Here is a 12605-nt window from a genome sequence, read left to right as displayed (position 1 = left end):
CGCTTATGTGAAGAGCGTCACGATGCCGGCGAGCACGAACGCGCTCGCCCACAGCCATTCGGTGTTCAGCCAGGCCTGGCGCACGATCGCGACGCCGACCTTCTCGTAGACGACGACCGCCACGATCCCCATCACGAGGATCATCGAGGCGACGTGCAGCATCAGGGCGAACCCGCTTCCCAGCAACGAAAGCGAGGCGTCGTGCACATGCTGGATCTCGTGGTCGGACGACGCCCGCGCCGCGCCGGCGGCGCTCGCGGAGATCAGGACCGGCGTCACCATCAGGCCCGCGCCGTGCGCCGTGGACATCAGGAACGACCACCAGCCCAGCTCGCGCCGGTTGACGGCCATCGAGGTCCAGCGGAAGTGCGCGTGCGGCTTGACGAAGCGGAACACGCCGAACACGATCAGCGCGATCCCGGCTCCGACGTGGAGCGCCGAGGAGTCGGCCAGCAGCCCGAGCCCGAGCACGAGCGCGGCGATCAGCAGGATCGAGCACTCATGGCCGATCGCGATCGGCCACAGCGAGCGCAGCACCGCGCGGCGCGAGCGCTCCTGCATGCCGATCGCGACCGCGAACAGCCAGCCCATCGCCGGATTGATGCCGTGATAGGCGCCGAGCAGGCCCAGGAGGAGATAGGGCCAGAGGCCGTGCACTACCGGTCCGGGAAGCAGTACGAGTCAGACGACGCGTCCCCGCCGGAGAGGCGAACCTGGTGCGGCCGCTCGCCGCTGTAGGGGATGAACACGTCCGGGTCCACGGTCAGCGAGCCGTCCTCGCCCGCGTCGAGCTTGACGAACCAGCCTTCGATCCCCTCGGGATAGAACTGGGCGTCCCAGGAGGCGTAGAGCGAGTTCGTGAGGTAGACGCGCTTGCCGTCGCGCGAGGTCTCGACCATCTGCGGGCCGCCGTTGAGCGGGCCCGAGGCAGGGTGCGCGGCGCGCTCGACGATCCCGCCGAGCTTGACGGTCGCCGTCTCGCGCGGGTTGCGCGGGTCGCTGACGTCGTAGCGCTTGAGCTCGCCGGTGCCCCAGCAGGACACGTACAGCGACCGGTCGTCGACCGAGAGCGAGATGTCGGTCACGAGCGGCGGTACGGCGCCGAAGCCCTGCAGCAGCGGAGGCAGCTGGTCCGCGTCGGCCGGCTGGGCCGGGATCGTGATCACCTTCCGGGCGCTGACCGTGCCGTCCGCGGCGCGCTCCCACAGCCACACCGAGGCCGACAGGTCGGCCGTCGAGGTGACGACGCCGACGAACCCGTAGGCCTTGCTCGGGTCGTGCGCCGGGCGCAGCTCCAGCACCATCTGGTGCTCCGGCCCGAGATCGATCTCCTGCACGTGGCGGCGCTCCTTGAGGTCCCACACGTGCAGCTTGTGGCCGTACTTGTTGCCGAGCAGCAGCTCGCCGACGAGCCCGTCCTCGACCATCTTCGGGGTACCCCACTCGGACGTGATGACCGTGCCGTAGTTGAGGTGCCACCAGAAGTCGTAGGCGAGCTCCTGCGGCCCGCGGTCGGTCTCCCACGCGCCGCGCACCGAGAAGTCGTCGTGATCGAGCAGGAAGATGCCGCCAGGGCCATCGCCCTCGGGGTTGCCGAGCGCCGACACGTAGATGCCGTCCGGCCCGCAGTGGACGGTGTGCGGCCGCGAGTAGCCGGCCTTGGACGCGATCTCGCCGGCGCCGACGGTCTTGACGAGCTTCGGCGCGCCGCCTTTGACGTCGACGACGTGGATGTCCGAGGAGCGCAGGCCCGGCACGAGCAGGTAGCGGCGTTCGACGTGCGGGTGCGGCGCCCACGGGCACAGCGCCGACGAGCACGCGTTCCAGCCGAAGTGGTGCAGCTCGTCGCCGATGCCCGGCATGTCGAGCCGCGCCGTGACCTGCCCATAGGTGGAGGAGCCCTCCCGCAGGTCGATCGTCGTCAGCGCATCCGGCGCGCGGTCGCCGTTGCTGCCCGTGTTGAGCGTGACGACGTACGCATGCGTCTCCGGTGCGGCGGCGGCCGCCTCAGCCGGGGACGTGTAGAAGGTCGGATCCGGGGTGAGTCGCGCCATGGAGGCAAGCTACCGAATCCCTGCAGGGATTGGCAGCTTTTTCAGGAGTGGGGCGAGCGCTTCACCGGCGCGCGAGCCGGAACGGGGTGCGGCGCGCGGCGCGAGGGCACCGGGGCGCCCTTGCGGTCGCGGCTGTGATCGCGCAGGCGCGCGTGCCACGGCTGCGACACCGGCAGCGGCAGGCGCAGCCCGCCGCCGCCGCACGGCTCCTCGGGATCCGGGGCGTCCCCGGGGCCGCGCCGGTAATCGTCGCCGTCGTCATCGTCGTCGTCGCGCAGGCGGAAGAACCAGACGAGCCACACGACGAGGGCCCCGACGTCGAAGACTCGGAGGCCAACCATGAAGATCCACCCCTCCAGCGACACAGCACCGAAAGGGTAGGCGAGTCACCCCGTCGTCGGCAAGAGCCAGTGTTCGACCAGACGGCGGGCGATCGCGAGCCGGGGCGGGAGCTTCAGCCGCCCGCCCGCGTCGCCGGGAGTGCCCCATCCGGCGTCGTCGTCCTCGGCCGCCGCGGCGGCGATCTCCTCGCGCGCGAACCAGCGCGCGTCCTGCAGCTCGTCATCGGCGACGTCCGGCTCTCCGCCGGCCCACGGCGCCGAGAAGCCGAGCATCAGCGAGGCCGGGAACGGCCAGGGCTGCGAAGCGACGTAGACCGGCCGTCCTACGGCCACGCCGGTCTCCTCGCGGACCTCGCGGGCGACCGCCTCTTCGAGGCTCTCGCCGGGTGAGACGAAGCCGGCCAGCGCCGAGTAGCGGCCCGTCGGCCACGCCGCCTGGCGGCCGAGCAGCAGGCGCTCGTCGCCGTCGGTCACGAGCATGATCACCACGGGGTCCGTGCGCGGGTGATGCTCGGCGCCGCAGGTGGGGCACGAGCGGACGAGCCCGGCCTCGGCGACGTCGGTCGGATGCCCGCAGTTGGCGCAGAAACGGTGGCGCCGGTGCCAGTTCAGCAGCGCCGCGGTGTAGGCCGCGAGCCCCCCGTCCTCCTGCGAGAGGACCATCGCCGCCTGGCGCAGCCCGATCCGCTCGCCGCCGGTGCCGGCCGGCGGCTCGCCACGGTTGCCGCCCGCGCCGATCAGCGGCGGGACGCCCTCGCCCGCCGGGTCCTCGTCGACGGCGAACAGCGGGCCTTCGGCGTCCATCCCGAGCAGGAGGTCGGCCGGCGCGCCGTCGAGCGGCACGCGCGCGAGCGACGTGCCCTGCACGCGCAGCCCACGGCTCCCGGCGACGATCGCCCGCGCGGCCGGGTGCGCGCGCTGGCCCGCGAGCCACTCCGGGTCGCGCCGGCGCGAGTCGTCGGCGCGGTCGAGCAGCGCCCCCGTGAACGCGTTCGGATCGGTCACCCCCATGGACGTTAGTCCCCGCCTGTCCAGGGCTCGCTCTCCAGCGCCTCGGCCAGCGCGGCCTTCCCATCGTGCAGGACCGGCGCCCCGTGACCGACGAGCACCCGCTCGAACGGGTGATCGAACAGCGGCGCGAGGTAGCGCCGCAGCCGCTCGTAGTGGCGCGGCGTGAACGGGCGCTGGGCCCAGATGCGCAGGCCGCCGCCGACGCCGACGAAGCGGTCGCCGAACGCGAGCGCGTCGCCGACCTCGACCGGCCGCTCCTTGTGGCTCGGGATCGCAAACAGCTCCACGCCGGGCGCGCGCTCGTGGACGGTCAGGCCCGGCAGCCGGCGCGCGAGGTCGGGATGGCCGACGATGCGGGCGTTCCAGCGCTCGGAGGCCTCCGCGGCGCTGCGTACGTGGTAGGGGATCGTGACCGCGACGGTCACGCTGCCGGACACGATCGCGTCGAGCTGCTCGGCGATGCCGTCGCCCAGCAACGGGTCGATCAGCACCGTGTCGGCGCCCGCGCGCACGGCGTAGCAGGCCACGACCTCGCTCCGCGGCCGCCATTCGGGGTGGGGGAGCGCCCAGCGCCAGATGCCGCCGCCGAGATCCTCGAGGCCGTCGCTCGCGCGCGGATCGCTCGGCGGCGTCACGCGGCCTGGACCTCCTCGACCTCGTCGAGCACGCCCAGCAGCTCGCCGACGCGGCACACGAGCAGGCGCTCCTCGTCGACCTCCACCCACGCGCCGGCGGACGCGGGGAAGACGACGTGGTCGCCCGGCTGTACCGGCATCCGCACGCCGACGTGCTCCCACCAGTCCAGGCCCGGGCCGACGGCGAGCACGATGCCGTGCTGGGGCGGCGGCTCGTGCGAGCCGGCCGGGACCAGGAGGCCGGACTGGCGGATCCGGTCGGGCTCGAGCTCTTTGACGACGACGCGGTCGAAGAGGGGGCGGAGGAAGTGGCGCATTTCGCCGGACACGCTAGGGCATGAACAGCCGCATCCCGTCGCCTGCGAGCGCCGGCCGCGTGCCGTTCAGGCCCAGCTCGGGTGCGTCGAGCGTGACCAGCGCGGGCGCCGCGCGCATCCGCAGCCAGCCGACCGAGACCTTCCCGTCGCCGATCGCCGGGCCCGGGATCACCAGCGGCACGCGCCCGCGGCGGCGGCGCACCCGCGCACGCAGCAGGACGCGGCCGTCCTTGCGCACCTCGACGGCCGAGCGCGTGTAGCTGAACTCGGCGAGCTCCTTCGGCAGGCGCCAGATCTCGCGGCCGCCGCGCATCGACTCGGGCGAGTCGACGTAGATGCGCGAGACGACCAGGCCGGAGAACACGATCAGCTCGTGGTAGGCGAGCGTGCCGCCGGTGTAGTCGGCCAGCACGATGCCTCCGCGCAGCGCGGGGACGATGATCACCTCGCCATGGAGGCGCCACGGCGCCGGCGGGTAGCCCATTGAACGGCCTCCAGGATCACGAGCGAGATCGCCACCGGCACCGTCGCGGGCAGCGTGTCATAGGCGAAGAAGAGCAGGTCCCACAGGATCGAGCATGCGAGCACGAGCAGCGCCGCGGGCAGCTGCGGCCGGCGCTCCATCGCCAGCACGCCGCCGAGCACGCCGGCGACGAACACGTCGCCGTAGCCGAGGCTCGCGTAGTGCAGGTCGAGGTACTGCAGCTGTGGCGCGCCGGGCGCGGGGATCGCCGCGTTGAGGACCGCGTTCGGCGCCTGCAGCTGGTTGCCGAACACGAGGATCGCGTCGACGGTCGCCATCGCCACGACCCCCGCCTTCAGCCACAGCGCCGGGACGATCCCGGCGAGGATGCGGCCGAGCGTGACGCAGCTGAGCGCGGTCAGCACCGCGGCCGCCGCGTCGCCGGCGAGCCCGTCGACGTCCGCCCACGCCAGGACCAGCAGCGGCGCCGCCAGGGCGGCCAGCGGCCATCGCGCACCGCGCATCGCCCATCCGAGCGCGAGCGCGGCGCCGGGCGGGATCAGCAGGAGCGCCACCCAGGTGAGCGCGTCCGCCGTCTCCGGGACCAGCTCGATCGCTCCGACCACGACGGCGATCGAGAGCGGCAGGATGAGCGCCCACCAGCCGCCCCGGAAGCGGTGCATCCACCGCGGCACGCCGGCCCCCGGCAGCGCGACCAGGCTCGCCTGGGCGGAGATCAGCACTGCGTCGGTGGCGATGAACCGGAGCGTCATCGCATGAAAGGATCACGTGTCGTGCTTGGAATCTGCGTCACGTGCGGCGTTCAGTACGCCGAAGCGGCCCCGGAGCGCTGCCCGGTCTGCGAGGACCCGCGCCAGTACGTCCCCCAGTCCGGGCAGGCATGGACGACGCTGGACGCGCTGCGCTCCTGCCACGCGAACGCGATCCGCGCGGAGGGCGAGCTGACCGGCATCGGGACCGAGCCCAGGTTCGCGATCGGCCAGCGCGCGCTGCTCGTGCCCACCGGCGACGGCAACGTCCTATGGGACTGCATCACGCTGCTCGACGACGAGACCGCCGCGGAGGTCGAGCGCCGCGGAGGCCTGCGGGCGATCGCGATCTCGCATCCGCACTACTACTCGAGCATGGTCGAGTGGGCGCACCGCTTCGACTGCCCCGTGCTCCTTCACGAGGACGACCGGCAATGGGTCATGCGCCCCGACGACTCGGTCCGGTTCTGGTCGGGCGAGGCGCACGAGCCCGCCGAGGGGCTGACGCTGCTGCGGCTCGGCGGCCACTTCGCCGGCGGCACGGTCCTGCATCGCGAGGGGATGCTGCTCTCCGGCGACATCGTGCAGGTCATCCCGGACCGCTCGCACGTCGCCTTCATGTACAGCTATCCGAACCTCATCCCGCTGCCGGTCGAGACCGTCCTGGACATGGCCGCCCGCCTGGAGCCCTACGCGTTCGAGGCGATCTACGGCGCCTGGTGGGGAACGGTCATCCCCGCGGACGGCGCCACGATCGTGCGGCGCTCGGCGAACCGCTACGTCCAAGCCGTGCAGGGGAACCTGCCGTGAAACACACCATCGGAGGTAAGAATCACGCCATGGCCGTTCTCGAACTCGTCAACTCGCAGCCGGACTGGCTCGGCGCCCTCACCGTCGCCTTGACGCGGCCACCTGGGGTGCCGGAGCGGCGCGCCGGGGACGATCCGTGGAAGGGCACCGGCCGCGCGGAGCGGCCGCGCCGCATCTCCGACGATCTCGCATGGCTGCGTCAGGCCTACGACGAGCCGGCCGGCCACGGGCTCAAGGGGCTCGACGACACCGCCGCCGTGGCCGCCTGGGAGGCCGATCACGATGCGCAGGAGCGGCTCGCGCGGCTGCGCGACCGCCAGGTGCTCGACGCCGCCGGCTTCCTGCTGCACGAAGAGGAGCGAGTCGTCGCGTAGCGGGCGCTCGATACCCCTGTGGGGTACCTGATAGCCTGAGTGGGCATGACGACGCCAACCCGCGGCTACACCGCCACCAAGGATCAGCTGCAGAAGCGCCTCGCGCGGATCGAGGGGCAGGTCCGCGGCGTGTCGAAGATGGTCGACGAGGATCGCTACTGCATCGACGTCCTGACCCAGATCGGGGCGATCCAGGCGGCGCTCGACAAGGTGGCGCTCGGACTGCTGGACGAGCACGCGCGCCACTGCCTGCTCGGCCACGGCGAGGGCCCGAAGGAGCCGGACGCGCAGGCGGACGAGCTGATGTCGGCCGTCGGACGGCTCATGCGCCGCGGATGAGCTACGGCGCGGTAGCCGCGCCGGCGTCGAGGATCCCGGCGCCGTAGGCCTGGTCCGGCCCGGGCGGCCCCGCGTCACGCGCGGTCGCCTTCAGCCGCTGCTCGAGCGCCTGGGGGGTGGGCTTGGGGCCGAGTATCCCCGACGCGATCACCAAGGCCGCTGCGGCCGACACGTGCGGCGCCGCCATCGAGGTCCCGACGTAGTCTCTCGGCAGGCCGAACCGGTGCTTGGAGCCCGCGTAGGTCATCTGCACGATCGGGCGAAGCGCGACGCCGGGACGGCATTGGGGCTCGCCCGGCCGCAGGGCGTCGTCGCCGCCGCCCGGCGCGACGATGTCGAGGCCCGGTCCGCTGTCGGAGTAGTCCGCGAGGCAGCCGTCCTCGGTCACGGCGCCGACCGACACCACGCCCGGCAGCGCCGCCGGGTACGCGACCCGCGCCTGGGCGGCGTTGCCGGCGGCGGCGACCACCAGGACGCCCCGGCGACGGGCGTGCTTGACCGCGGAGAGCACCAGCGGGATCTGCCGCGCCGAACTCACCAGCGTGCCGAACTCGAACGAGAGGTTGATGATCTGCGCGCCGTGGGCGACCGCGTAGCGGATCCCCGCCGTGATCGACTGCTGGTCGCCGTAGCCGTCGCGGTCGAGCACCTTGATCGGCAGCAGCGTGGCGCCGTAGGCGAGCCCCGTGACGCCGATCGCGTTCGCCGTCGCCTCGCCGATCGTGCTCGCGACGTGCGTTCCGTGCCCGTTCGGGTCGTCGGGGTAGGCGTCCTCGCCGTCGCACGGGTCCTCGCCAGGGCCGGCGTGCGGGCAGAAGTCGCGGCCGCGCGCCAGACGAAAGCGGCTGATGTCCGGCGAACGGCGGAACCGGCCGCGGTCCGCGTAGGCGAGCCCGGTGTCGAGCACGGCGACCCGCACGCCGATCCCTCCTGGGCGGCCCTTGGCGATCAGGTTGCCCCAGGCGCGCGGCGCGTCGACGCCGGTGCCGGGCAGGAAGTTCCACTGGTCATTGACCCAGCCGCCCGGCTGCCCGCTCGAGCCGGGGTCGTCCGGCGCGAAGACGGTCTGCGCCTGCGCCGGGGCCGCCGCGAGCAGCGAGGCGACGATCAGACCGGCCAGCACGCGCATCGGAGCCGGATCGTAGTCCCCGGCCGGACCGCTAGGAGCTGTTGAACTTTGATCCGTCGATACTCCTAGCTCCAGTCGAGCTCGAGCTGCGCGGCGCCGGCTCCGGCCTGCTGCAGCAGCAGGGAGCCGGTGTTGCACAGGTGCTCGCGCATCGCGGCGGCCGCCGCGGCGGCGTCGCGCTCGCGCAGGCAGCGCATGATCTCCTGGTGCTCGGCGAGGATCGTCGCGAGGTCGCGCGTGTGGCCGACCGTCGAGCCGACGCGGAAGCGCACGTGGTCGCGCAGCGAGCGGATCGTCGCCACCAGCCGCTGGTTGCCCGCCGCGTTCAGCAGCGTCTCGTGGAAGCGGACGTCATGCGCCATGAACACCGCCTCCTCGCCGGCGTCCGCGCAGCGCGCCATCTCTCCGAGCTCGCGCTCGAGCGCGTCGAGCTCGTCGTCGCGCAGCCGCCCGCAGGCGCGCCGGGTCGCGGGGACCTCGAGCAGCAGCCGCAGGGTGAACACCTCTTGCACGTCGTGCGCGGACGTCTCCAGCACGCGCACGCCGCGGTTGCGCTCGAAGCGCACGACGCCCTGGCGCTCGAGCTGCAGCAGCGCCTCGCGCACCGGCGTACGCGAGACGCCGAACAGCTCGGCGAGCTGGGCGACCGAGAAGCGCTCACCCGGCGCCAGGCGGCCGTCGATGATCGCCGTCCGCAGCTCCTGCAGCGCCCGCATGGCCAGCGTCTCGCGGCCGTCGCCCAGGCGGGCGAAGCCTTCCGGGGGAGGGTCGGTCAATCGTAGAACTCCGGGGCCTGCTTGAACTGGGGCCAGGCATCGGGGTCGTGGCCGGTGACCACGGTCGAGCCCGACCGCTCGGCGATGCGGCGCAGCTTGCGGACCGAGCGGACGGCGTCGACGGCCGAGGCCAGGAATCCCGGCAGCGCCTTCTCGTTCCAGTGGTCGGTCGTGTAGGCGGCGTCGACGGTCAGCAGCACCGAGCCGGAGTTGGGCAGCGTGACTTCGATCGACTGGTGGCCCGGCGCGTGTCCAGGCGTCTGCCACAGCTTCAGCACGCCGTCCCCGAACAGGTCGTAGCCGTCGTCGGTGGTCTCGAGCAGCTGCCACGGGACGCCGGGCTTGATGAAGTCGGCGTCGATGTAGCCGGCGGCGGCGAACCAGTCGGGCGCCCGGCTGTACTCGTACTCCGCGCGCGTGGCGATGACCTCGGCGTTGGCGAAGGAGTCGAGCGCGGCGACGGCGCCGGTGTGGTCCAGGTGCAGGTGCGACTGGACGATGTACTTGACAGACGACAAGTCGACGCCGAGCTTCTCGAGCTGCGGCACGCACGCCTCCTCGGCGGTCATCGTCGGCCAGTACACCTCCCAGATCCCGTCCCAGTGCTTCTTCGCGTCGACGGCGCACTCGGCCGCGTTGCCACCGTCGATGACGACGTTGCCGCCGGGGTGGGTGAGCAGGAACCACGGCACGGGGATCTCGTACTCCTCGCCCAGCCCCTGGTTCATCTTGATGTTCTCGACGTGGCACTTGAGCGTGCCGCACTGGAACATGTACAGCCGGATGTCGTCGCTCATCGCGTCGCCTTTCTCGTGCGCGCTACCAGTTCGCCAGGGAATCGCGCAGGATCTGCGCGAGGTCGTCGGGCCCGACCTCGCGCGGGGCCCCGACGAGCAGGCGCTGCTGCTTGAGCGCTCCCTGCACGAGATCGGGGATGTCCTCCTCGCCATAGCCGAGCTCCTCGATGCCGCGCGCGGCGCCGATGTCACGCATCAGCGAGCGCAGCTCGTCCGGCAGCGCATCGGGGCCGTCGTGGTCGACCGGCCCGCCGTGGAGCAGCTCGGCGACGTGCTGGTGGCGGTCCGGCATCGACTCGTAGGTGAAGCGGAAGGCGGCCGGCGCGGTGACGATCACCGAGTGGCCGTGCGGGACGAACGGATGGTCGTCCGGGTAGCCGGCAGGCCGGTAGACGTGCTTGAGGCCGGCGATCGGGTACGCGCACGCGTGCGGGATGTGCACGCCGGCTGAGCCGAAGCCGACGCCCGCCATCGAGGCGGCGAGCATCATCATCCCGCGTGCCTCGAGGTCGTCCGGGTCGGCGACCGCGCGCCGCAGGTAGCGGCCGCCGTACTCGAGCGCCTTCGCCGACCACACGTCGGCCACCGGGTTGGAGCCCTGGTAGGGCGGGCGGTCGTCGGGCGTCTCGGGCCGCGGGCGCTGGTCGTACGGGCGCGCGAGGAAGGACTCGGCGGCGTGGCAGACGACGTCCAGGCCGGTCGAGGCGACGACCTCCGGTGGCATCGTGCGCGCGAGCTCGGGGTCCACGATCGCCTGCGCGGGCCGCAGGTAGCGGTGCGAGATGCCGGTCTTGACCTTCTGCTCGGGGATGTCGAGCACCGCGACGGTCGTCGCCTCCGCGCCGGTGCCCGACGTCGTCGGGATCGCGAGATGGGGCTTGAGCGGCGCCTGCGGCTTGCGGCCTTCCCCGACGGGCGGGTTGACGTAGGACATCACGTCCGCGGGGTGCGTGGTGACGAGGTCGGCGACCTTCGCGGTGTCGATCGAGGAGCCGCCGCCGACCGAGACGAAGCCGTCCACGCCGGCGTCCTTGGCGAACTCGACGGCCTCTTCGAAGGACTCGATCGTGGGCTCCACGCGCGCGCGGTCGTAGACCACGACCTCGATCCCGTCGTGCTCGATCAGCTCGCGGATCCGGTCTGGATGGCCCGTGGCGAGCACTCCGGGGTCCGTAACCAGAAGTGCGCGTTCGACGCCGAGCCGCTTCAGCTCCCATCCCGCGTCGTTGGCCGCCCCAGGGCCGAACTTGATGGGCGTCGCCTCGAGCGTGAAGACGGTCTCATGGTCGGAAGATCTCGCAGACATGGCTCTCCTCGGACGACTGGCATGTAGCATGCCACAGGTGACAGGGAATCTGGCCGACGCGCTCGCGACGGTCGTCGGTTCGGCCCATGTGCTCGAGGATCCCGAGCTGCGGGCGCCGTACGAGCGTGATTGGTCAGGCCGCTTCGGCGCCGAGTCCCGGCTCGTCGTCCGGGCCGCCGATGCCTCGGAGGTGGCGGCGGTGCTGCGGATGTGCCGCGACTCCGGCGTCGCGGTGGTGCCGCAGGGCGGCAACACCGGGCTCGTCGGCGGCTCGGTGCCGCGCGGCGGCGAGGTCGTGCTCTCCCTGACGCGCCTGACGTCGCTGGGCGAGGTCGACATGACGACGGCGCAGGTCGAGGCCGGCGCGGGCGTGACGCTCGCCGTGCTGCAGAAGCACGCCGGCGCGGCCGGCCTGGACGCCGGCATGGACTTCGCGGCGCGCGACAGCGCGACGCTCGGCGGCATCGCGTCGACCGACGCGGGCGGGCTGGTCGCGTTCCGGCACGGGACGGCCCGCGCGCGGATCGCCGGGCTGGACGCGGTGCTCGGGGACGGAAGCGTCGTGCGCAGGATGTCAGGCTTGCTCAAGGACAACGCCGGCTACGCCCTGCCGGCGTTGCTCGTGGGCAGCGAGGGGACCCTAGGGGTCATAACGCGCGTGCGCTGGAAGCTCGTGGTACCGAACCCTGAACGAGTCGCGGCGCTGGTCCCGCTGGACTCGATCGAGGCGGCCGCCGAGCTGCTCGGAATCCTGCGCACGCGCGTTCCCTCGCTCGAGGCCGTCGAGTTCTTCCTGCCGGAGGGGCTCGAGCTGGTCTCGTCGTACTTGGGCGTCGACCCGCCGGTCGACGGCGCCGCCGTGTACCTCATCGTCGAGGCGGCGGCGCCGTTCGACCCGACCGAGGAGCTCGCCGAGGTGCTGCCCGAGGATGCCCTCGTCGCCGACGACACGGCCTCGCGCCGGCGCATGTGGCGTCTGCGCGAGTCGCACACGGAGGCGATCGCCGCGGCCGGCGTCGCGCACAAGATGGACGTCGGCGTCCCGCTGACCGCGCTGGGCGAGTTCCTCGCGCACGTGCCCGACGTCGTGGCGGCACTCGCGCCCGAGGCGCGCACGATCCTCTTCGGGCACCTCGCCGACGGCAACGTGCACGTCAACGTGCTCGGGCTCGACGACGACGGCGACGCGGTCGACGAGGCCGTGCTGCGGCTCGTCGCCGAGCTCGGCGGGACGATCAGCGCCGAGCACGGCATCGGGATCGCGAAGGCGCCGTACCTCGGCCTGGTCCGCGCCGCGGACGAGATCGAGGCGATGCGCGCGATCAAGCGCGCGCTCGATCCGTCGGGGCTACTGAACCCCGGCGTGGTCGTCTGACGGCGCGGCCGGCCCGAGCCGGCGCACAGCCATGCGCTTGCGGCGCGCGAGGCTAGCAGTTGGCGCGCCGCCGCTTTCCGTTTACCAGTTCACATAACGTTGATTAGC

16 protein-coding genes are annotated in these 12605 nt (G+C 72.6%); 4 read left to right on the top strand and 12 right to left on the bottom strand.

Annotated features, from left to right (window positions below):
• Window positions 1-3: 3 nt before the first annotated feature.
• From H958_RS0109475 to H958_RS0109440, 8 genes are read right to left on the bottom strand one after another with little or no spacing between them, the layout of a single operon-like run.
• Window positions 4-657 (bottom strand): hypothetical protein, encoded by a 654-nt coding sequence (locus H958_RS0109475; protein ID WP_028058493.1) that lies wholly within the window; start codon window positions 655-657, stop codon window positions 4-6.
• On the bottom strand, window positions 657-2054 hold the full coding sequence (locus H958_RS0109470) for a selenium-binding protein SBP56-related protein (protein ID WP_028058492.1): 1398 nt from the start codon (window positions 2052-2054) through the stop codon (window positions 657-659). Before H958_RS0109470 ends, H958_RS0109475 begins: the two co-directional genes overlap by 1 nt.
• Window positions 2055-2095: 41 nt before the next feature.
• Window positions 2096-2395, bottom strand: a complete 300-nt coding sequence (locus tag H958_RS0109465) for a hypothetical protein (protein WP_156027850.1) — start codon at window positions 2393-2395, stop codon at window positions 2096-2098.
• Window positions 2396-2440: 45 nt separating this feature from the next.
• A complete protein-coding gene (nudC, locus tag H958_RS0109460) occupies window positions 2441-3406 on the bottom strand; it encodes an NAD(+) diphosphatase (RefSeq protein WP_028058490.1) in 966 nt (321 codons plus the stop codon).
• A 5-nt stretch (window positions 3407-3411) separates the two neighbouring features.
• Window positions 3412-4041: an MBL fold metallo-hydrolase gene (locus tag H958_RS0109455; RefSeq protein ID WP_028058489.1), complete on the bottom strand. Its 630-nt coding sequence runs from the start codon at window positions 4039-4041 to the stop codon at window positions 3412-3414.
• Entirely contained in the window at window positions 4038-4358 is a 321-nt protein-coding gene (locus H958_RS0109450; protein ID WP_028058488.1) for a co-chaperone GroES, read from the bottom strand. Before H958_RS0109450 ends, H958_RS0109455 begins: the two co-directional genes overlap by 4 nt.
• A 13-nt stretch (window positions 4359-4371) precedes the next feature.
• Window positions 4372-4842 (bottom strand): acetoacetate decarboxylase family protein, encoded by a 471-nt coding sequence (locus tag H958_RS43060; protein WP_051324016.1) that lies wholly within the window; start codon window positions 4840-4842, stop codon window positions 4372-4374.
• Complete coding sequence (locus H958_RS0109440) at window positions 4800-5594, bottom strand: hypothetical protein (protein WP_028058487.1); 795 nt, start codon at window positions 5592-5594, stop codon at window positions 4800-4802. The genes H958_RS43060 and H958_RS0109440 overlap by 43 nt, the downstream gene beginning before the upstream one ends.
• A gap of 3 nt (window positions 5595-5597) precedes the next feature.
• Between H958_RS0109440 and H958_RS0109435 the strand changes: the two genes are divergently transcribed.
• Genes H958_RS0109435 through H958_RS0109425 form a run of 3 tightly spaced genes read left to right on the top strand, consistent with a single transcriptional unit; the run spans window position 5598 to window position 7114 of the window.
• The gene (locus tag H958_RS0109435) at window positions 5598-6401 is read left to right on the top strand and encodes an MBL fold metallo-hydrolase (RefSeq protein WP_028058486.1); all 804 of its coding nucleotides are present in this window, start codon (window positions 5598-5600) and stop codon (window positions 6399-6401) included.
• 29 nt (window positions 6402-6430) lie between these two features.
• Window positions 6431-6775, top strand: a complete 345-nt coding sequence (locus H958_RS0109430; protein WP_028058485.1) for a hypothetical protein — start codon at window positions 6431-6433, stop codon at window positions 6773-6775.
• 45 nt (window positions 6776-6820) lie between these two features.
• Window positions 6821-7114, top strand: coding sequence for a metal-sensitive transcriptional regulator (locus H958_RS0109425; RefSeq protein ID WP_028058484.1), 294 nt, complete (start codon window positions 6821-6823; stop codon window positions 7112-7114).
• Window position 7115: 1 nt separating this feature from the next.
• Here H958_RS0109425 and H958_RS36070 read toward each other — a convergent pair whose 3' ends face one another.
• The 4 genes from H958_RS36070 to H958_RS0109405 all read right to left on the bottom strand — a co-directional run bounded on the left by H958_RS36070 (window position 7116) and on the right by H958_RS0109405 (window position 11122).
• Complete coding sequence (locus H958_RS36070) at window positions 7116-8243, bottom strand: S8 family serine peptidase (protein WP_051324015.1); 1128 nt, start codon at window positions 8241-8243, stop codon at window positions 7116-7118.
• A gap of 65 nt (window positions 8244-8308) precedes the next feature.
• Window positions 8309-9019, bottom strand: a complete 711-nt coding sequence (locus H958_RS0109415; RefSeq protein WP_231379202.1) for a GntR family transcriptional regulator — start codon at window positions 9017-9019, stop codon at window positions 8309-8311.
• On the bottom strand, window positions 9016-9816 hold the full coding sequence (attM, locus tag H958_RS0109410; RefSeq protein ID WP_028058482.1) for an AttM family quorum-quenching N-acyl homoserine lactonase: 801 nt from the start codon (window positions 9814-9816) through the stop codon (window positions 9016-9018). The genes H958_RS0109415 and attM overlap by 4 nt, the downstream gene beginning before the upstream one ends.
• A gap of 22 nt (window positions 9817-9838) precedes the next feature.
• Entirely contained in the window at window positions 9839-11122 is a 1284-nt protein-coding gene (locus H958_RS0109405; protein WP_028058481.1) for a hydroxyacid-oxoacid transhydrogenase, read from the bottom strand.
• Between the two features lie 37 nt (window positions 11123-11159).
• Between H958_RS0109405 and H958_RS0109400 the strand changes: the two genes are divergently transcribed.
• A complete protein-coding gene (locus H958_RS0109400; protein WP_028058480.1) occupies window positions 11160-12497 on the top strand; it encodes an FAD-binding oxidoreductase in 1338 nt (445 codons plus the stop codon).
• Window positions 12498-12605 lie beyond the last annotated feature (108 nt).

The sequence above is a fragment of the Candidatus Solirubrobacter pratensis genome (assembly GCF_000425945.1).
In the GTDB taxonomy this organism is placed as follows: Bacteria; Actinomycetota; Thermoleophilia; order Solirubrobacterales; family Solirubrobacteraceae; genus Solirubrobacter; species Solirubrobacter pratensis.
Note: the sequence above shows the minus strand (reverse complement) of the source record. Positions and strands in the feature narration are given on the sequence as shown.